This window comes from Nocardia sp. NPDC023852 (genome assembly GCF_040639505.1).
Lineage (GTDB): Bacteria > Actinomycetota > Actinomycetes > Mycobacteriales > Mycobacteriaceae > Nocardia.
The window spans coordinates 1-19,481 of sequence record NZ_JBFAAB010000014.1; the positions used below are offsets into that span (position 1 = coordinate 1).

Annotated in this window: 16 protein-coding genes; 11 read left to right on the top strand and 5 right to left on the bottom strand. The window is 67.3% G+C overall.

What is annotated here, in order from left to right; all coding sequences use genetic code 11:
- Positions 1-414 precede the first annotated feature (414 nt).
- The 4 genes from AB0H00_RS19360 (at position 415) to AB0H00_RS19375 (ending at position 6,045) form a co-directional block, all read left to right on the top strand.
- Positions 415-1,635, top strand: coding sequence for a hypothetical protein (locus AB0H00_RS19360; protein ID WP_357267924.1), 1,221 nt, complete (start codon positions 415-417; stop codon positions 1,633-1,635).
- A gap of 374 nt (positions 1,636-2,009) precedes the next feature.
- Positions 2,010-3,236 (top strand): serine hydrolase, encoded by a 1,227-nt coding sequence (locus tag AB0H00_RS19365; protein ID WP_357267926.1) that lies wholly within the window; start codon positions 2,010-2,012, stop codon positions 3,234-3,236.
- A 269-nt stretch (positions 3,237-3,505) separates the two neighbouring features.
- The gene (gene trpB, locus AB0H00_RS19370) at positions 3,506-4,747 is read left to right on the top strand and encodes a tryptophan synthase subunit beta (RefSeq protein ID WP_357267928.1); all 1,242 of its coding nucleotides are present in this window, start codon (positions 3,506-3,508) and stop codon (positions 4,745-4,747) included.
- A gap of 164 nt (positions 4,748-4,911) precedes the next feature.
- The gene (locus tag AB0H00_RS19375; protein ID WP_357268142.1) at positions 4,912-6,045 is read left to right on the top strand and encodes a metallophosphoesterase; all 1,134 of its coding nucleotides are present in this window, start codon (positions 4,912-4,914) and stop codon (positions 6,043-6,045) included.
- Between the two features lie 19 nt (positions 6,046-6,064).
- Here AB0H00_RS19375 and AB0H00_RS19380 read toward each other — a convergent pair whose 3' ends face one another.
- Together AB0H00_RS19380 and AB0H00_RS19385 are read right to left on the bottom strand one after the other, a co-directional pair.
- Complete coding sequence (locus AB0H00_RS19380; RefSeq protein ID WP_357267929.1) at positions 6,065-7,720, bottom strand: alkaline phosphatase D family protein; 1,656 nt, start codon at positions 7,718-7,720, stop codon at positions 6,065-6,067.
- A gap of 55 nt (positions 7,721-7,775) precedes the next feature.
- Entirely contained in the window at positions 7,776-10,409 is a 2,634-nt protein-coding gene (locus tag AB0H00_RS19385) for a LuxR C-terminal-related transcriptional regulator (RefSeq protein WP_357267931.1), read from the bottom strand.
- Between the two features lie 470 nt (positions 10,410-10,879).
- Here AB0H00_RS19385 and AB0H00_RS19390 point away from each other — a divergent pair, with 470 nt between their 5' ends.
- From AB0H00_RS19390 to AB0H00_RS19415, 6 genes are all read left to right on the top strand, one after another.
- Positions 10,880-11,284, top strand: a complete 405-nt coding sequence (locus AB0H00_RS19390; RefSeq protein ID WP_357268144.1) for a hypothetical protein — start codon at positions 10,880-10,882, stop codon at positions 11,282-11,284.
- 436 nt (positions 11,285-11,720) lie between these two features.
- A complete protein-coding gene (locus AB0H00_RS19395) occupies positions 11,721-12,137 on the top strand; it encodes a low affinity iron permease family protein (protein ID WP_357267933.1) in 417 nt (138 codons plus the stop codon).
- Positions 12,138-12,665: 528 nt separating this feature from the next.
- Positions 12,666-13,877: an alkane 1-monooxygenase gene (locus tag AB0H00_RS19400; RefSeq protein ID WP_357268145.1), complete on the top strand. Its 1,212-nt coding sequence runs from the start codon at positions 12,666-12,668 to the stop codon at positions 13,875-13,877.
- 322 nt (positions 13,878-14,199) lie between these two features.
- A complete protein-coding gene (locus AB0H00_RS19405) occupies positions 14,200-14,535 on the top strand; it encodes an Lsr2 family protein (protein WP_357267935.1) in 336 nt (111 codons plus the stop codon).
- A gap of 207 nt (positions 14,536-14,742) precedes the next feature.
- Positions 14,743-15,723, top strand: a complete 981-nt coding sequence (locus tag AB0H00_RS19410; RefSeq protein WP_357267937.1) for an iron-containing redox enzyme family protein — start codon at positions 14,743-14,745, stop codon at positions 15,721-15,723.
- A 98-nt stretch (positions 15,724-15,821) separates the two neighbouring features.
- On the top strand, positions 15,822-16,031 hold the full coding sequence (locus AB0H00_RS19415) for a CDGSH iron-sulfur domain-containing protein (protein WP_357267939.1): 210 nt from the start codon (positions 15,822-15,824) through the stop codon (positions 16,029-16,031).
- Between the two features lie 16 nt (positions 16,032-16,047).
- On the opposite strand, the gene AB0H00_RS19420 is transcribed toward AB0H00_RS19415, so the two are convergent.
- Positions 16,048-16,530 carry a CinA family protein gene (locus AB0H00_RS19420; RefSeq protein WP_357267941.1) on the bottom strand — a complete coding sequence of 161 codons (483 nt, stop codon included), beginning with the start codon at positions 16,528-16,530 and terminating at the stop codon, positions 16,048-16,050.
- 156 nt (positions 16,531-16,686) lie between these two features.
- On the opposite strand from AB0H00_RS19420, the gene AB0H00_RS19425 reads away from it, so the two are divergent.
- Positions 16,687-17,187 (top strand): hemerythrin domain-containing protein, encoded by a 501-nt coding sequence (locus AB0H00_RS19425; protein ID WP_357267943.1) that lies wholly within the window; start codon positions 16,687-16,689, stop codon positions 17,185-17,187.
- A 40-nt stretch (positions 17,188-17,227) separates the two neighbouring features.
- Here the strand turns inward: AB0H00_RS19425 and AB0H00_RS19430 are convergent, their stop codons facing one another.
- Positions 17,228-17,839 carry an NAD(P)H-dependent oxidoreductase gene (locus AB0H00_RS19430; protein WP_357267945.1) on the bottom strand — a complete coding sequence of 204 codons (612 nt, stop codon included), beginning with the start codon at positions 17,837-17,839 and terminating at the stop codon, positions 17,228-17,230.
- Between the two features lie 33 nt (positions 17,840-17,872).
- Complete coding sequence (locus AB0H00_RS19435) at positions 17,873-19,336, bottom strand: ornithine decarboxylase (protein WP_357267947.1); 1,464 nt, start codon at positions 19,334-19,336, stop codon at positions 17,873-17,875.
- Positions 19,337-19,481 lie beyond the last annotated feature (145 nt).

Sequence of the window (19,481 nt, forward strand, 5' to 3'; positions counted from 1 at the left end):
ACCCGTCGAACCCGCAGAATCCACCCCACCCACACCCACCCCACCACCCGGCATCACCCTCCCCTTCGGCATCGTCATCCCCCTACCCACACCCCAGAAGTGACCGAGCGAGCGCCCAGTCCGCTGGCCTGATCGCGCTGTCCGCTCGACCGCGGCAGCTTGCCCCGCCGCGCTGCCTGCCCCGGCGTGGCGCTTGTCCGACGTGTCGTTTGTTCGGCCGCGGTGCTCGCTCGGCCGTGGTGCCGCCTGGCCATGATGTTTTGGTGCGGTGCTTGCCAGGCTGCGACGGCACTCGCAGCACAGGTCCATGAGGGTAGGTTCTGACCTACTCGGCGTGTGTTGGGGAACCGGTGCCAATCGCTGGACGCTCTCGTGACGAACCTTTACCGACGGCGTCCGAGCAGAGGTGGATTCATGAGGGCCACAGTTGGAATATCAGCGGAACAGTCCGTGGTGCGTGGGGTAGTGCTCACCATGCCGCAGCAGGGAGTGCGGCCGACTGTGCTGCGCGCGGTCGAGCAGCCGGCGGAGGAATCGACCGCCGCGTCGGTCGCCGCGGCGCTCGACACCATTACGGCCGATGTCGAGTCCGATACCCGGATCGATGACGTCGCCGTCGCGTATCGGACGGTGGCCGAACGGCGCGCGATCGTGTCCGGACTGTCGTCGGCGCCGTGGCGATCATCGTCGCTCGTTTCCACCAAGATGGCGCTGCTCGCGCTGCTCGACGACATGTCGGGACTCGATCATTACGGCACCGTGCTGGTGCTGGAAATCGTGAACTATTGCACGTCCTTCCTCGTGGTCGGGCGGCGGCGCGACAAAATCCTCGCCAGCGACTCCTGGTCGTCCGGCGTCGTCGACACCGACAGCGCCAACGTGGCGATCGGTCGCCTCTGGACGACCCTGGACGCGGTCGGGGTGCTTCCGGATGCCGTAGTCCTCTGCGGCTCGTCGGCAGAGGCGCCGGAGGTCGTGTCCGCACTGCAACGCGGACTCGCCGCACCCGTCATCCAGGTGCCCGACTTCGCCACCGCGGCGGCGCGCGGCGCCGCTCTCGTCGCCGCAGCACCGTTCCGAAACGTGCCGGTGGAAGCTCCGTCCGGTCGGCGGCGCACCGGACGAGTGGTCCTGGTCGGCGCGGCCGTCGCCGCTTTGCTCGGTGGGGCCGGGATCGCGGTCGTGCAGCTGCGTGCCGACCAACCGGACAACGGCGAAGTCCGCGACCCCGCGGGGAACCCGGTCTCCCCTCCGGCTTCGGAAGCCCCGCCAGGCGCGCCGAGCCCCGCAGCCGCCGTGCCGACACCGATGGCCGAGCCGTCGGCCCTGCAGGTCGAGCCCACTGTGCCGCCCGCCGAGTGGCCGGTGTCGACGACCTGGTCGGCTCCCACGCCCGAAGTCCGAACCGGCCCGGTCGTGCCCTCCGGGGCACAAGAACCGGCCGCACCGACGACCATGGTCGGCCCGACCGATACACCGACGCCGGAGACCCCGCCGCCGACGACCACGGTCGGCCCGCTCGAGACACCCACGCCGGGGAGTCCGCTCGCGACGACCACCATCGGTCCGCCGAGCGGGGGGCCCTGCTGTTCCCCCGTGAAGCACCGCCTCCGCCAGTGGGTGCCGACCCCGTGATCGTGCGGGCACGGTGGAACAACCACTCGAAGCTGACGTAACAGCCCGGCGGCCGTCAGTGCCGAATTCAAGGCAGTTCTGCACCGGCGGTCTGTCGTGCCATACCCGCATCGATCAGTTCCCGCCCACCGCGTCGATCAGTGCCGGCGCAGCTGCGGGACCAGCTCATCGCGGCTGGTGGCAGAAGGATTGCACACGGGCCGGCCAACGCGGCACTCGCTGTGCCGACATCGACCATCAGTGGCGCGGCTCACCCGCTCGAATGCGCCCAGAACAGCGTCCTGGGATCACGAGCTCGGCCAGGAACTGTTCAACCAGCGATTGCGGGCAGCCACCGCACACTGGTTCCGGCCCGTGATCGATAAGCTGGCCGAATGAGCATGCTTACGGCCGGATCGGTGGCGATTGCCGAGGACCTGGACACCGTTACCACGGTGGGCCACGAGGACGATCCGGCGGCGGTCGGACTCAGTCGGGGGGACGTCGAGGCGCTGTGGGAGTCGGTGCGGGCGTGGTACCGCGTGGGCACGAGCCCGGCTATCCAGGTGTGCCTGCGGCGAAACGGCCGGATCGCACTGAACCGGACTATCGGGCACGGTTGGGGCAATGCACCGCACGATGGACCGGACGCGAGAAAAGTGCTCGCGACACCGGACACCCCGTTCTGTGGCTTCTCGACGGCGAAGGGCGTGTCCGGCGCGCTGATGTTCATGCTCATCGAACAGGGCGCGTTCGGGCTGGACGACCCGGTGTGCGACTACGTTCCGGAATTCGCCGCGAACGGTAAGGCCGACATCACGATCGGCGACGTGCTCTCGCACTCCGCGGGGGTGCCCTTCGTCACGCCGCCGTACCGGGGCGTCGATCTGGTGCTCGACGAGGAGTTGGCCGTGCGCGGATTGGCCGATCTGGTCCCGAGTTGGAAGCCGGGCCGGTTCCGGGTCTACCACGCGCTGACCAGCGGTTTGATCGTGCGTCTTCTGGTACACCGGGCGACCGGAAAGCGCTTGCGGGAGCATCTGTCCGAACAGGTACTGGAGCCGTTCGGGTTCCGGTGGACCACGTTCGGGGTGCCGCCCGAGGATGTCGACAAGGTCGTACCGAGCGTCAAGACCGGTCCCGCGCCGTCTCGGATGTCGACTTATCTGGCCAGCAAGGCGATCGGCGGACGGATGGACCGCGCATCCCGGTCGGCCACCCAGGCGTTCCTGACTGCCGAGCTGCCCTCGGGCAATTTGATCACCACCGCGTCCGAGCTGTCGCGCTTCTATGAAATCCTCATGCGCGGTGGAGCGGACGGTCGCAGGATCATCGGGCCGGAGACGTTGCGCGAGGCGGTGCGGCCCGCTCGCTGGCTGCCCGGTGTGGTCGGTCGGGTCAGTCGCGCGGGTTTCGAACTGGGCGGGCGGAGATCGAAGTTCGGCCGCGACACCGCGGCGCATTTCGGCCGCAGCGGACTGACCACCCAGTACGGCTGGGCCGACCCGGCGCGCGGGCTGTCCGGTGCGATCCTCACCAGCGGCAAGGCGACGACCGACATCAAGCGCCCATGGCAGCTGGTCGCGCAGATCTCCGACACTGTCGTCGCCGAACGTCAGTGAGAGCCACACGAGCGTGACCCGCGCAGGGGCACCATCGCTCGAACCTCACCGGTGCGCGTGGCCGATGAGCCGGCCGCGCGCATGGTGATGCGCGCCCGACGGCAGTAGAAGCACATCCCGATGGCCGACCACCTCCAGCAGTGAGAAGACGTTAGCCATCCGAAAAATCTAGTCTGTTAACTCTGCTGTTGCCGAACAGTGGCGTTGTGCTAGCACAAGCAGAACAGACTGATCCGTCGGATCTGTGGCGGTGAAAGCGTTGGTGTTTGATGAGGGTTGATCACGAAGTGTCGGCGAACGGGTACCGGCACGGAATGTTTCCAGACGAGCGTGGACGATTCGGCGTGTTCGGAGGCAGATTCGTTCCCGAAGGTCTGATGGCCGCACTACTGGATCTCGAACAGGATTATCGACTCGCGCAGGCGGATCCGAGCTTCGTGGCCGAGTACCATGAATTGCTCCGCGACCGGGTCGGGCGGCCCACGCTATTGCATCGGGTGCGACGGTTCGCCGAATTGCTGAGAATGCCTGGGGTGCGTGTTTATCTGAAGCGTGAGGATATGACGCACACCGGCGCACACAAGATCAACAATGCGCTGGGGCAGGCGCTGCTGGCCAAAAGGATGGGCAAGCGACGGATCGTCGCCGAGACCGGCGCCGGGCAGCACGGCGTCGCGGTGGCTACGGTGTGCGCGATGCTCGGCCTGACTTGCGTCGTCTACATGGGGACCGACGACATGCGCCGTCAGGCGTCCAACGTGGTGCGCATGAATCTGCTCGGCGCCGAGGTGCGCGCGGTGGACAGCGGTTCCCGCAGGCTCAAGGATGCGATCAGCGAGTCGGTGCGCGACTGGGTGGCGAACCTGGACACCACCCACTACCTGTTCGGCACCGCGGCAGGGCCGGCGCCGTATCCGAGGATCGTGCGCGATTTCCAGACGGTGATCGGTGCGGAGACCCGCAACCAGATCGTCCGAGCCGAAGGCAGACTGCCCGACTACATCCTCGCCTGTGTGGGCGGCGGCAGCAACGCCATCGGAATCTTCCATCCGTTCGCGGGTGATCCTGAGGTGCGATTGATCGGCGTCGAGGCGGCTGGACGAGGTGTCGAGACCGGCGATCACGCGGCGACCCTCTGCGTGGGCAGCCCAGGTGAGATCGACGGCTCCTACAGCTATCTCCTGCAGGACGAGGACGGTCAGATCGCACGGACACACAGCATCGCGGCGGGGTTGGACTATCCGGGCGTGGGTCCCGAACTCAGTCACCTGAAGGACAGCGGCCGGGTGACCTACCGCGCGGCCACCGACGCCGTCGCGCTGCGCGGGATGCAAGCGCTCAGCCACACCGAAGGCATCCTCGCGGCCCTCGAATCCGCTCACGCCGTCGGACATCTGCTGGAGATGGGTGACCGTGGTGAGGTTCCCGCCGACGCACTGATCGTGCTGTGCCTGTCCGGCCGCGGCGACAAGGATCTCGCCGTGGTAGCCGAGCGGCTCGGGGTGTCCTGACCGGTTGACAAGTCCGGTCCGGCCGCAGCGGGCTGCGCATCACGTACCCGGCAGGCCATCCGCGGCCTCGGGAGCAGGACGCTATCGTCGATAGCGCCCCATGGCGCCGGGGATGGGACCGCGCGCTACACCTGCGCCGACGAGGATGAGTCCACTTGAAGTACGTGCCCCGCCTGATGTTGTTTCTGGCGATTCCTGCTGTGTTGTTCCTGCTTCCCTGGTGGACCTTGGTGGAAGCGCCCACCCAGGGAGCGGGGCCGCTGTTCTGGATCGGTTCCGCGCTGTTCCTGCTCGGGTTCGCCTGCCTCCCCGCGTCGATGTTCCTCGGACACGGGCCCGTGCAGTCGGATGCCGCGTCCATCGTCGGCGACACGCTGCTCGGCGTGATGTGGGTGATGTTCACCTGGTCGGTGTTCGGAAACCTCGCCCGGATGGGGTTGGTTGCCGCGGGCCTCGACGATCCGGCCCGCTCCCGCGTCGTCGCGGTGGGCGTGCTCGCCGCCGCGACCGTCCTCGTGGTGTGGGGAGTGGTCGAGGCGCGTCGACTGCCCCGAGTGCGCACCGTCGAGGTCGCCATCCCGGGCCTCGGGCCCGCCCTGGACGGCCTGCGCATGGTGGTTGTCACCGACACCCACTTCGCCGCACTCGACCGATTGCGCTGGTCGGAACGTGTGGTCGAAGTCGTCAACGCGCAGCGCCCTGATATCGCCTGCCACGCGGGTGATCTCGCGGATGGTTCGGTGGCGAAGCGGCACCCGCAGGTCGACCCGCTCGGCAAGGTCGAGGCCGAACTCGGCAGGTTCTATATCACCGGCAACCACGAGTATTTCGGCGACGCGCAGGGCTGGATCGACCACATGGCTTCCCTCGGCTGGCAGCCGCTGCACAATCAGCACGAGACCGTGCGCCGCGGCGGCGACCAGTTGGTGATCGCGGGCATCGATGACCCCACCGGCGTCGGCCTGACCGGTCATGGCCCCGACCTGCCCGCCGCGCTCGCGGGCGCGGACCCGCACGCGCCGGTCGTTCTGCTCGCCCATCAACCCAAACAGATCACAGACGCCGCCGCGGCGGGCATAGCGCTGCAGATTTCCGGCCATACCCACGGCGGCCAGATCTGGCCTTTCCACTATCTGGTTCGCCTCGACCAGCCCGTCGTCGCGGGCCTGAGCCGCCACGGCGAACGTACCCAGCTGTACACCAGCCGTGGCACAGGCTTCTGGGGACCGCAGTTGCGTGTCTTCGCCCCGAGTGAAATCACCGTTCTGGTTCTGCGTTCGGAGTCGGCGAGCAGCTGAGGGCTCGGTCGCACGCGTGTCAGCGGGTACCGCGGGTGCTGTCGATCGGTCCGGTGGCGTCGGCTGCGGATTCTGGCTCGCTCGAGTTGTCGGGCCGCCATGCCTCGGTGACCCCGGGCACCCCGTCTCGGACGACGTAGCTGGCGCGAGTGTGGATGGGCGCGCCGGGGCGGCGGACGTAGGGCACGACGCGGAAGTCGTTGCGCCACAGCTGATGGTCGAGCTCGACGCGGACGTACCCGCGCTGGGCGTTGAAGAACTCGAGATCCGGGTTGGCGGCCAGCAGCAGACGACCCTTGTCGTTGAGATCGGCTCCGTCGCCGTTGCTCGAGATGGAGGTTCCTGTGAATTCCGCTGCTACGACGGGTGATTCGGGATCGACGTAGTCGCGGCGCAGGTGGGCGGCGTGGTTCTCGTGCCGGTCGCCGGTGATCACTACCAGGTTGCGGACGCCGCGGTCGGCGGCCGCTCCGAGCACGGTGTTGCGATCAGCGACATAGCCGTCCCAGGAGTCGGTGGACACCGTGACGTCGGGGCCCGGGTCGCTGTCGTTCTGGCTCATGCCCACCTGGTTGCCGATGACCTGCCAGCGGGCTGGGGAGCGGGCGAGGCCATCGATCAGCCAATTTCGTTGCTCTGCACCCAATATCGTGCGATCGGTGGCGAACCGGTCGGCGCAGTCGGAGATGACCGTCCCGCCACAGGCCTGCTCAGTGCGATATTGCCGGGTATCGAGCATCGTGATCTCCGCGAGGTCGCCGAATCGGTAGCGGCGGTGCAAACGCACCGAGGGCCCGGACGGCAGCTGCGCGATCCGCAGCGGCTGGTGTTCGTACATGGCTTGGAAGGCGGCGGCCCGGCGGCGGCGGAACAGGGCGCGAACACGGGAGACATCGAACCCCGCGCCCGGTGCGTCGCCCGCCCAGTTGTTGTCGACCTCGTGATCGTCCATGGTGACCAGCCACGGAAACGCGGCGTGCACGGCGCGCAACGGCTGCTCGGCCTTGTAGAGCGCATAGCGCAGCCGGTAGCCGGGAAGATCGACGGCTTCGTCGCGAAAGTGCGGGCCCACCGTGATTCCCTCGCGGCCGCGTATCCAGGCGCGCTCGTAGATGTAGTCGCCCAGATGTACAACCAGGTCGAGGTCTTCCCTGGCCATGTGCTCATAGGCGGTGTAGTAGCCGGAGCTCCACGATTGGCACGAGGCGAACGCGAAGCGTAGCCGGGCGAGGGGCAGTCCGGGCAGTGGAGCCGTGCGGGTCCGCCCCACCGGCGAGATCGCCGAGCCGGCCCGAAACCGATAGAAGTACCAGTGATCCGGCGCCAACCCCTGGACTTCCGGGTGCACACTGTGGCCGAGCGCGCGCGTCGCCACCGCGGTCCCCCGCGTTACCACCTGCCGGAAATTTTCGTCCCGCGCGACCTCGTATTCGACGGTCACCGGATCCAACGACATTCCACCGAGCCCGTCCGGTGCCAACGGGTCCGGAGCCAACCGCGTCCACAGCACCACACCGTCCGGCGTCGGATCGCCCGATGCCACCCCCAGCGCGAATGGGTCCCCCGGCCACCTCGGCGCCGGGAACCGAGCGCTGCTCGCCGCCGCCGTCCCCGCCAGCACCGCGGCCGATCCCGCGGCGCCCACTCGTAACAACTGCCGACGAGACAAAGCCATACATCAGGGTACGGTCTGGCTCCGTTCAAGCCATGACAAGCGGACCGGGCCCGACTCAGAGCAGACCGCTGCGGCGGGCGTTGTCAAGGGCGTCGATCCGCGAGTTCGCCCCCAGTTTGGCGTAGATGCCGCGCAAGTGAGTCTTCACGGTATTGACCGAAACGCCGAGGTCGGCGGCGATCTGCTGGGCCGTGCGGCCGGACGGGAGCAGCTTGAGCACGGTCATCTCGGTGTGCGTCAGTGCCGGATAGGTCGTCCGACGCCGCGCGGCGGGATGCCGCCGGACGAGGTCGGCGAATCGCTCGTCTCGGCCGAACCGGCCGACATAGCGGTCCAGCAGGGGGATGGCGGTCGGCACGTCGAGAAATGGTCGCACGAGCCGCTGTGGCGCGGCGGTGCGCAACGCGTTGTCGAGCGCAGCGACGGTCTTCGACGGCGCGCCGGAGTCGTGCTGAGCCGTGGCGTACAACAGCCAGCCGGTGATCTCGGTGACCGGATGCAGGGCCGCCGAGCCGTCGAGCAGAGGCTCGAGGAGGGCGCAGGTCGCCGTGGGCCGGTTGGCCGCGTAGGTCAGTGCGGCGTCGGCCAGCCGGATATCGGGCAGGTCGCCGACGACGCCGCGAGAACGCTCGACCAACAGTTGTGCCTTTCCGACCTCCTGCACGCGCAGCAGCGCCCACACCACTGGAGGAACCAGGCTGCCGGTCGCGTTCGGGAGCGTCTTCGTCTCCAACATCACCAGCAGATTCCGGCGCAGTGCGTCGGCCGCCGCGCCTTGGTCGCCGGCCCGCTCGAGCGCGAGGAGATGGCCGATGACATTGCCGTGCCACCCAGCGACGGGACTGGTCGACCCGTCGTGATCGACATGGACCGCGAGCGCGGCGGCCACCTGCGCCGGATCCGGCTCCTCGCCGTGCAGATACGCGCCGTAGGCGGCGATGGTAGACGCCTGGACGGCATCGGTCGCTTCTAGCAGGCCCTGCTCTGCGGCGACGGCCAGCGCGCGGGCAGCGCGGTCGCGCATCGCGCAGGCGCTGTCGACGGCGCTCGCCGCGAAAGCGAGCCGGGTGAGCGCGTGCAGCACCAGCCGGGGATGGCAGAGGTGTTCGGCCAGCACGAGGCTGGACTGCAGCAGCTCCTCGCCCCGCGCCACCGCGCCGCGGGCGATCAGCGCGGTAGCGAGTTGGATCGAAGTGTATGCGTCGAAATCCGGTTCGCCGATCGGCTCGACGGTGTGCGGGAGTTCACCGATCACCGTGCCGCTGGTCACGGCGGCGTCGACCGCCACGGCGAGCGCGAGTGCCTCCACGCGGTCCGCGGGCGCGAAGGACTTCTTGGCCGCCCGCCGCGCCGTTGCCGTGTCGAGACAGCCGATCGCGGCGGCGGTGTCGCCGCGGACCAGCGCGTCGACGACCCGTACCAGCCACAGGAAAGGATCGTCGAGCAGTGCGGGTGCTGCCCGGGCGAGGGCGTCGAACAAAGCGTCACCCGCGCCGTCGAGGATCATTGTCAGCGCGCACTCGGACAAGAATTCACCGAGATGCCGCTGGTTTGGTCCGGCCAGCAGATGGGGGAGCGCGTCCCGCGGCAGGCCCGCCGCCCGCAACCACTGCGCCGCCCGCATCTGCAGATCCGAGCGTAGTTCAGGCCCGAGCCGATCGATCTGGGCGAGAAAATAGGCCCGCAGCATCGGGTGATAGGTGAACCACACTGCGTTGTCGCGCACGGCGGAGACAATCGGGAAGCTGATCCGGTCGAGTTCGTAGAGGCAGTGCCCGGCGCCGCCGCCGACAAACTCGTCGGCGAGCTTCTCGGTGAACGAAACCGGGACGCTGGTGTAGGTGAGGAACTGGCGCAGTGTGGGCGGGAGAGCGTCGACGAGCTCGCCGACCAGGAAGTCCGAGACCGCGTGCGGTGGGCGCGCGAGGACGGTCAGCGCGGCCGCGTGGTCGTCCGGGTACGCCGCAAGGTGGGTCGCGGCGATACGTACCAGCGCGGCCCAACCTCGGGTGAGGGCGACGAGCGTGTCCAGCTCCGTGTCGGTGAGTTCGCAGCCGTGCTCGCCGCACAGCGCGCGGACCTGATCAGGTGTGAAGGCCAGTTCGCTCGAGCCCCAGCGGGTCAGCCGCGAGGGTAGATCGAGGACATGCCACCGGATCGGCGGAGCGAAACGGGCACACAGCACCGTCGTGAGGGCAGGCGGTGCGTGGTGCAGGAAGTATTCGAGTCCGGCGAGCGCGAGCTGGTCGCTGATCAGATGAGCGTCATCGAGAACGAGGACCGCCGGCGAGGTTCGCGCGCTGAGGGCATCGATCAGGTGAGCCGGGTCCGCCGTGGCCGGACCGGGACGGCGTGGCGGTGTGGCGATGCGGAACCGCTTGCTCACAGCGGTCCACAGCGCGGCAGGGTCGCTGAGGCCTTCGGTGATGGTCAGCCACGCCACCTCTCGTTCGCACTCGGGGTGTGACGAGCGCCGGGCGGCCCAATCTGTGAGGAGAACGGTCTTTCCGCTTCCCGCGGGTGCGCTGATGAGCAGCACGCGACCATTGCACGCGCGCGTGACGGTGTCGATGTCGGCATAGATATCCGTACGAGCAATCGGTGCGAACGGCAATGACGGGATCTCCGAGGCGATTCCGGCACCAGCCGAGGATATGCTGCGTTGATCGGAGCCGTGCAGTGCAGTCACCGAGCCTCCCTTGGCCGTGTGCTGAAAGATCACTGCCGTGTGCTGAAAGATCACTACCGCGCCTAGTTATCGAAATGTACCGTGCGCTGATCAGGTCATTTGCGGTAGTTATCGAAATTTCACTCGAACTGGATGAGGTCGGATCGTCGATTTGCTGATTGGCGTCGTCGTGGTCGTCCTCGGTCACGCGGTACGCGGTGGCTCCCGCGCGCGATGGGTGCCGAGCGCAACGCCTAGGCCTCGTTCGCCACCGCAGTGCCGCCGACGGCGTCGAGATGCCGGGTCGGTGCAGTCGATCGGCCCGGATCGTGGAAGAGAAACTCTCGGCCGTGCCGCCTCGCCACCGAGTCGTCGCGCGGTCGCCAGTCGGTGCCGGGTCATCCCAAACGGGTGAAGTGCCCGACCCGCGGTGGGAGGAGATTCGAAAGGCGTCCACTACTTCCCGAGAAAGGGGGCGACCGATGACGCACATGACCGAACCGCGCCAACATCCCGTGCGCCAGGGTTTCGCGGCGGGCACGTCCATCGCTGCCGCGATTCTTTTGCTGACCGTCGGTGTTCTGTCGATCTTCGAGGGCATCTCCGCCGTCGCCGAGGACGCCTTGCTCGTCGTTGGGCCGGATTACGCCTACAAGTTGAACACCACCGGATGGGGCTGGGTCCATATCGTGCTGGGCATCCTGCTCATCATCGCCGCGTTGGGATTGATGACCGGCGCCACCTGGGCCCGGGTCGCTGCGATCTGCGTCGCGGCCTTGTCGATTCTCGGAAACTTCATGTGGCTGCCGTACTACCCGGCCTGGTCGATCTTGGTGATCGCGTTGAACGTCGTGGTCATCTGGGCCATTGCCACATGGAAGCCAGAGGCGATCTGACGGGAATCCACTGACAGTATCGACGCAATAGGCCCCGAATTCCGTGCTGTCGGCAGGCGTGGTCGAGTGGTCGGCGAGGCAGGCAAGAGATTTCGAGCGCATCATCGCCGACCACGAGTCGGCCGTGCCCGCCCACGGTCCCCTCCTGGGTGCGTGCCGGCGGAATCCTGCGCTGGCCCGGGCCGAGGTCCGCCCTCTGATCTGAAACGCCGTTGACCCGGTCCAGCTCGGCGGCCGCGCAGCCACGTTCGAGCAAATCGATGATGCCCGAAACCCAGCCCAGCGGCGTTCAGCACCGAATGTCTTGTGGCGCTTGCCGGAGTGTGGCAGGCGAGATCGGGTACGCGGAGGGTGGCCACCGCGGCCTGGTTGGCTCTCGGTGCGGGTGCAGGGCAGCGCGGAGATACCGCGGCGTGGCGATGGGAAGGGGTCTACTGTGGGTAACCACACCAAGCAGTCCGCCGTAACGGTGGTGATGATGCCCACGGATGTGGTGCGGCCGGCCTCTGTGTTCGACGATTTCGCCGCTGTGGCAGGCACGTGGGTGTCGAAGGGTTTGTTCTTCGTGCTGGCCGTCGCGCTGGTGCTGACGTGTGCGGTGAGTTTGGTGTTCGAACGCGACGTCGAGAACTGGCCACGGCTGCTCACCACCGCGACGACGATAGTCACGTTCGTGCTCGTCGCCCTGTTGCACAACGCGCACAGTCGCGCGACCTATGCGATGCAGGTCAGACTCAACGCGCTCGCGAACGCGCTGTCGGTCGTGAAAGGCGAGACCGACTCCGCGCTGTGCTGTCGCGGCGAGGAGCGATTCGTCGGGGGCGGTCTGGTGCGCGACGGCAGATCGGCCTAGCCGTCCGTCCGGTGCGCGGGCCTGTCGCCGCCGTAGCCCGAGTTGCGTATCCACCCTTCCAGATCCGCACTACGAATCCGAAGGACGGCTATGCCCGCCAGCAAGCGCCCACTCTTGCTGCTCCACGGTGTCACCATGTCCGAGCGGGTGTGGGACGACGTCATACCACTATTGACCGCACAGCACGAGGTGATCACTCCGACTGCTGTACGGCACCACCGACGTGGGCCGCCCGCGGCCCGGCGTACGGCGCGACCGAGAACGGCTGCCAGAGGCCGATTTTCCACACCCTGGCCGGCGTCGGTGACGTTCCGCTGATCGACGACCTCCAGTTGGCCGCCCAACCATTCTCGCGACCGCGCAGGCGACCACGGTCGAGGCCTCCTAGCGGGCCAGCGCCTTTCCACTGTCTGTAACAGTTCGGGGTCTGTTGGCGAGAAACAACTACCCTTGAATGACAATTCAGCGCAAGCTTCCGTGACGGACATGATCTCGATGTTGTTGTGCTGGCAGACCAGCGAGACGACTATGAACCTACTCCGCATGCGCGCAGACGCGCGCGACCCCAAGCGCTACCTATGGGTCCTGGGATTGATTGCTCCGGCGTGCGCCCTGCTTCCCTCACAGGCGGTGGCGCGCACGGGGCTGGAGGTGTTCTGGTGGATCGGGCCGTTCATTGTACTGGTGCTGATCCCGATCCTGGACTGGGTGGTCGGCGAGGATGGCACCAATCCTCGCGATGAGGACTACGAGCTGTTGTCGAACGACCGTTACTACCGCTGGTGTACCTACCTCTTCCTGCCGATGCAGTTCGTCGGTCTGTTCATCGCCGGATATCTGTGGGCCGGTGGCGAACTGAGCCTGTTGGACAAGCTCGGACTGGCCGTGACCCTGGGTTTCGTGTCCGGCATCGGCATCAACGCCGCCCACGAACTGGGGCATCGGTCCGAACGTCTCGAACGGTGGCTGGCGAAGATCGCGCTTGCGCAATCCGGGTACGGGCATTTCTTCGTCGAACACAACCGTGGCCATCACGTGCGAGTCGCCACACCCGAAGATCCGGCCAGCGCCCGGTTCGGCGAGTCGCTGTGGGCATTCCTGCCGCGCAGCATGGTCGGCGGGTTTCGCTCGGCGGTGGCCTTGGAACGTGAGCGTCTTGCCCGAACGGGAAAACCCTGGTTCAGCAGGGGGAATCACATTTTGCATGCCTGGGCGATGAGCGTAGTGCTGTTCGGCACGCTCATCCTGATCTTCGGAGTCGGCATTGTCCCGTTTCTGGCGCTACAGGCACTGATCGGTGCCGGGCTGCTGGAGACGGTGAACTACGTCGAGCATTACGGGCTGCTGCGCCCGCGCCGCCCCAATGGCCACTACGTACGGTGCTCGCCACGCGACAGCTGGAACAGCGACCGTCTGATCACGAATCTCTTTCTGTTCCACTTGCAGCGCCACAGTGACCATCACGCCAACCCCGGTCGCCGCTACCAAACCCTGCGCAGCTCCCAGGAGGCGCCGCAACTTCCGGCCGGCTACGCCACCATGGTCCTACTCGCCGCCGTGCCTCCGCTGTGGCGCGCGGTCATGGACCACCGCGTGCTGGCCCACTATGGCGGGGATATCACACTGGTCAACGCCAAACCACGGAGCCGACGTCACCGGGTGACCGTAGGGCCCGCCGGGGCGGCCGCCACCTGGCGCGAACGCCCGGACCGGACAGGTGCCGGCAGCGCTGGGTCATGACGTCCGGCGCGAAGGAAGCTGCGCGCGAGCCCGAGCGGCCCGAGAACGACGGTGGCGACGGCCTGCCGGAGTCGGGTAGGCGCAGTAAGCGGAGCCCGAGGATGCCTTCGGCTGGGCCTCGCGAAACCGCAGTACAGCCCGAACCGTGGGGGCGAGCCACCGTTGGTGGAGCCGATCTCCTCCGGGGCTGACCGGGGTCTTGGTGTACGCCGCGGTGCGAGAAGGGCCCCGGCGCTCCAGGCGGCGCAACAGATCTGTTATCTACTGGCTACGATTGTTTTTTCGCCTGTACGCGTTCGGTAACCGTGAAGGGATTATCTCTATGGCACGCAAGGTCGTCGTGACCCTGGTCGATGACTACGACGGCAAGTCTCAGGCCGAGGAAACGGTGTCATTCGCCGTGGATGGCGCGGCCTACGAGATGGACTTGTCGGGGGACAACGCCGGGCAGTTGCGGGTGTTCTTCGAACAGTGGATTCCGTACGCCCGCAAGGTCGGTCGCGCACGTCGGGGCCGGGGCGGTGCTTTGCGGTCGGCGACCGATCGGGAGCAGGCCACGGTCATCCGGGAGTGGGCGCGCAAGAACGGCATGGATGTGTCGGCCCGCGGGCGGATCTCGGCCGACGTTGTGGAGGCGTACAAGAAGGCCAACGGGTAGCGCCGGAAGCAGTAGCGGCGAAGCGGTCCGCACTCCGGCGGGCTAGGTAGCCGTGCGGTGCGGGTTCGCGGCCACGAAACCGTCATACGGTGGGGAGCACATCGCACCGTCGCCGGCTGCCGCCCGGTCGAAATCCGCCGACCGGGAATCTCCGCCTATCGCGATAACGGCGCCGGACCGGGGTAAGCGACCACCATGAAGGTCACGATGGGCACTCGGCCACACAACCTGCCGCGGCCGCGAGGCGAGCTGTCGGACGCGGTGCTGGAAGTGTTGCGTGGGGCGCCCGGCGGGCCCATGCCCCGGTTCAGGTCGGTGGACCCTTACTGCGAGGACCTGCACCTGGCGTTGCACACCTGCTACGAGCTGCACTATCACGGCTTCGCGCCAGTGGATTCCGGGTGGGAATGGGACCCGGGTCTACTGGCTCTGCGCGCCTCGATGGAACAGGAGCTTTTGTGTGCTCTGCGCGACGACGTGCCCGGCGGGACGGATCTCGACGGTGAGCTCGATCAGCTGCTGGTTACGCCCCCGGAGCCGTCGGGCCCCAGCCGGTATCTCCGCGACGAGGGCGAATGGTGGCACATGCGCGAGTACTTCGTGCACCGGTCGATCTTTCACCACAAGGAAGCCGATCCCTACGCGTGGGTGATTCCGCGGTTGCGCGGTCAGGCCAAGGCTTCCCTGGTCGCGGTCGAATTCGACGAGTTCGGAGGTGGGCGGGGCGAACGCGTGCACGCGCAGCTGTACGCCGACCTGATGGCGGGCGCCGGTCTGAACGACGAGTATCTGCATTACCTGGACCTGGTGCCCGCGCCGATGCTCGCGATAGTGAACATGATGTCGCTGTTCGGCCTGCACCGGTCGCTTCGCGGTGCGCTGGTCGGTCACTTCGCGACCGTCGAGATCACCTCGCCCCCGGCTGCCCAGCGGCTGGTCGACGCCCTGGAACGCCTCGACGCCGACCCGGCCTGCGTGCTGTTCTACCGCGAGCACGTCGAGGCCGACGCCGTGCACGAGCAGGTGATGCGCAACGACGTGATCGGTACGCTGATCGCGCGGGAACCCGAGCTGACGGAGTCGATGGTGTTCGGCATCCAGGTGACGAACCTTCTCGAGGACCGCTTCGCCGACCACGTCCTCGGCTGCTGGCGCACGGGACGCAGCTCGTTGCGCGACAGCGATTAACGCGATCGATCCCGGCTATCCCTTGGGCGGGTGGACTGACCAGGCGTCGACGGCACTGATCGAGCCCGCCGAGGAACAGGAAGATCTGGTGATGATCCGTGCCGACCGAACCCGACAATAACCGGCGGAGAATAACCTTCACCGCCGATGGTCCCGCCTTGGTCGAGGGGCCGGTCGACCTGGTGACCGCGGACGGCACGACGATCCACTGCGACCGGTTCCTGGTCGCCATTTGCCTGTGCCGACGATCGAAGAACTATCCGCTGTGCGACACCAGCCACCGCAAGCATCGCCGCCCCCCACCGTGACCGCCGCGCCCGGAGTTCAACGGTGGCCCGTTCCGAGCGTCTCGGCGGTGGCGAGCAGCCACTCGACAGCGCACTCGATCGTCTGTTTCAACACCTGTTCGGGATCGCCGTCGTACTGGCGATGCCATGCGCGCACGTCGGTCTCGGTAGCCACCGCGAACCAGACCGAGCCCGCGGGTTCGCCATCCTGCGCGTCCGGCCCGCCGACTCCTGTCACCGCCACCGCGACGCCCGACTCCAGCAACGACCGAACGCCCTCGGCCATCGCTTCGGCCGCGGTCCGCGACACCACGGGCACGTCGGGTACACCGAGGACTTTTCGCTTGACCTCCGAGCTGTAAGCCACAACACCGCCACGGAACCAGCGTGCGGATTCCGGCGCTGCCCCCAGCGTGGCGGCGAGCCGACCTGCCGTCAGCGATTCCGCGACCGCGACCGTGATCCCGGTTCGCCGCGCCAGTTCGGCCAGTTCGTGTGCGTGATTGTCGGCGGGGGCCATCGCTTTCCCTTCTGCGCTTCGGCTCCGACCACGATACGACCACACGGTGCGGATCCGGTACGGCGTTCGCTCGCGCCTCTGGGGTTTCGCCGAGAAGGTGGTGGGAATGTCGGCAGAACCAGCCCCGATAGTGTTCCGAATGCGAGGGAGAAGCAGATGACTACCGACGCGATCGTGCTGCTGCGTGACGACCACAAAGCGATTCGCAAGCTCTTCCGGGAGTTCGAGCGAGCGCGCCACGACGCACACGCCAGCAAGGGAAGTCTGGTGGACAAGATCATTTCAGCGCTCACAGTGCACACCTATCTCGAGAACGAATGCATGTACCCCGAGGTCCGTAGGCTTGTCCCGGAACTGGAGGACGACATCCTGGAGTCCTACGAAGAGCATCACGTCGCCGACGTGCTGGCGACGGAACTGGCGACGATGAAGCCCGAGGACGAACACTTCACCGCGAAAGCCGCCGTGCTGATCGAAAACGTCGACCACCACATCGACGAGGAAGAGAACGCGTGGTTCCCGAAGGTGCGAGAACGCCTGGGCCGCAAGCAACTACAGGAAATCGGTGCGCGAATGCTGGAGCTGAGGAAGGAGGCACCGACCGCACCGGCCCAACCCTCGGCGCTGAAGAAGACCGTCGACGCCGTCCTGGCCTGACCGCGCCGAGCCCGTGTGTCGGCGCGGTCGAATCGACGTCTCAGCGATAGGAGGGGTACTGCTGCGCGCCGAGCACTTTCGCGAGGTGCGCGGCGTTTCTGGCGAGCGCTCCGGTTGCCGAGGCCACCGCCTCCGGCACTGAATCGAGATCCTGATAGTCGGTGCCGCCCATGGCTTGGTCATTCCAATAGGTGCAGCCCTGCGCGGGAATGGTGAAGCCGATGTCGTTGAGCCCCTGGGAGAGATCGGCGACGATCTTGTGCGCGCCGTCCTCGTTGCCGACCACCGCGACCGTGGCCACTTTGCCGACCATGGCTGGTCGATCCGCGTCATCGGTGTTGGACAACTCGGCGTCCAATCGCTCCAGCACGCGCTGGGCGACCGAGGACATATGCCCGACCCAGGTCGGGGTCGAGACCAGCAGGATGTCGGCGGCGGCGATCTGCTCGCGCACGAGCGGCCAGTGATCTCCCGGTCCTTCGTCGGCACCCACACCGGGAAGAATATCGTGGTCGACGACCCGGACCACCGTTCCTTTGACGTCGTTCTCACCCAGTGCGTCCAGCACCTGTCGGGCGATGACCTCACTACTGGAGGGGGCGGGCGACTTCTTCAAGGTGCACACGAGTGCGACGGCGCTCGATGCGGCCATCGGGAAACCTCCTGGATTGCTGAGACATTCGGATCAGGTGCCGGCCACGACACGAATCGTGCGCAGTCGCGAGTCCGCGGCGTCGGGCACGTTCATACCCGCGTCCAGACCGGTGCGCAGGTAGTCGACGACGGCCGCGTCCAGCACCTCGCCCGGCACGGCCACAGGGATGCCCGGGGGATACGGCGTGAGCTGCTCGGCGGCGATCCGGCCTGCGGCCTCCTCGGCGGGCACCGCTTCGACGGGCCCGAAGAACGCGTCGCGAGGCAGCATCGCGGTCTCCAATTCCAGGTCGGATGGCGAGGGCAGCGCAATGCGTGGCGGCGCGGGATCGTGCAGTTGTCCGCGCCAGGCCTCGATCGCGTCGATCAGGGTGTCGATGGTGCTCTTGTCGTCGGCCATGGACAGTGTGGCGAGCAACCGGCGGTGATCGGTGAGGCCCATGTCGAGACGGCGGTGCTCGCGTAGCCAGTCCGCCGCCTGGTAGCCGCTGGCCCCGGTGCCGGACACATCCATCAACACTTGCATGCGGTCCAGATCATGGGAGGCCTCGGCGCCGAGCAGTTCCTTCTCCAGCACCGCGATGCCGGGAATCTCGGCCAACCGCCGCCTGGCTTCCTCGGCGACGCGCAACGCCGACTCGAGCAGCTCGTGTCCGCGCTGGACCATCTGCCTGCGCCAGCCGTCCAGCGCCGCGTAGACCAGCACGTTCGGGCTGGTCGTCATCAGCAGGTCGGCGCATTCGCTGAGCCTGGCCGGATCGACCAGGTCGCCTTGCAGATGAAAGACCGAGCCCTGTTCGAAGCCCGCGCCCATCTTGTGCACGCTGACTACGCAGACATCGGCGCCCGCGTCCATTGCCCAGGTTGGCAGGTCCTCGTGAAACGGCAGATGGGCCCCCCAGGCTTCGTCGACGATCAGTGGTTTGCCGCGTTCGTGGCAGACCTCGGCGACACCGGCGATATCCGCGCAGGTGCCGTACGGACTCGGGCTCACAATCAACGCGCCCGCCGCGTCCGGATGCCGCTCCCATGCCTGGCGTACATCCTGCGGGGAGGGCGGATGCGAGAAATGTTGGGCGGCATCCCATCTCGGGGTGATCCAGCGTGGCAGAACGCCCGAGAAGATCAGCCCTGCCACGATCGACTTGTGGCTGTCGCGCGCGACGAGCAGGCCGCCGTCCTGTCCACCCGCGACCGCCATCATGGCCGCCTTGACCGACAGCGAACTTCCGCAGGTGGAGAAGAACGCGGTTTCGGCGCGCACCGCGTCGGCCATGAGCGCTTCGGCCCGAGCGAGGTATCCGCTCCGCGACAGGCGGTCGTCCAGGCCTGCTGTGAGCAGGACATCGGACTCGAACGCGTCCCGCCCGATCACCTCGAGAACGCGCTCGTCGGTACCTCGTCCTTGCCGGTGCCCTGGCGGTGTGAACCCGTACCTGCCGAGGCGGTGATAGTCGGCCAGCGCTTCCACTAGCGGAGCTCTTGTGTGATCCACGACTATCGCCTTACCCAGAATCGGCGGCGGCACACTCCCGCTCCTCAGCCACGAGTGCGGCCCTCACGACAGCCGCCGCATGTGCCGGCAGCCGCATGTGCCGGCAGCCGCGGTTTCGGAAAAGGGGTTGGTGGAAAGGCGGATC